General features: G+C 44.9%; 1 protein-coding gene. It reads right to left on the reverse strand.

The window, feature by feature from the left end:
• Positions 1–618 (reverse strand): ABC transporter permease (locus FK268_RS25935; protein WP_231707241.1); only part of this gene is annotated, 618 nt, incomplete at its 3' end.
• Between the last annotated feature and the right edge of the window lie 15 nt (positions 619–633).

The following is a 633-nucleotide window of genomic DNA, read 5'->3' on the forward strand; positions in this document are numbered from 1 at the left end:
GACATTATCATCGACTCTTACAGTGATATTTCTAAAAGATGTTCCCCCTGTTAGGCGATGCATAGCACTAGAGTAAGGAATCCAGATCGTCATAGTATCACTACTAAACATTCCTTGAGACTTCGATGTTGCAACGCCGATCACACGGACAGGTAATTGCCCTATAATGATCACCTCGCCAATGGGGCTTTTCCCTTCATTAAAGAAGGTTTTAACACTATTTTCATCAATGACTGCTTCTAACGCAAGCGCTGCTTCACTCTCCTCATCAAAAGCAATTCCTTCTGTAACCTCATAGCCTTGCACATCAAAAAATTGTGCTCCCACTCCCTGAATCTGGGTATTAATCGCTGATTGATTACCATAGCGAGCTTCGACAACAGTGGAGACTACAGGAGTAACACTATGCACAAAGGGGAGTTTCTTTAACGCTTCCACATCCGCAGGACGCAGTGATTGTACGCTTTGAGAGCGTCGATCTCCAAAGCCTGTGCCGGGATAGACCGTTAGGGTGTTTGTCCCCATCTGACGAATATCTGCAATAATCTGATCTGTAGAGCCTCGCCCTAAAGCGATTACTAAAACCACTGCCGCAATCCCAATGATGATGCCAAGCATCGTTAAAAAGGTCCT

The organism is Tsukamurella sputi (assembly GCF_007858445.1).
In the GTDB taxonomy this organism is placed as follows: Bacteria; Actinomycetota; Actinomycetes; order Mycobacteriales; family Mycobacteriaceae; genus Tsukamurella; species Tsukamurella sputi.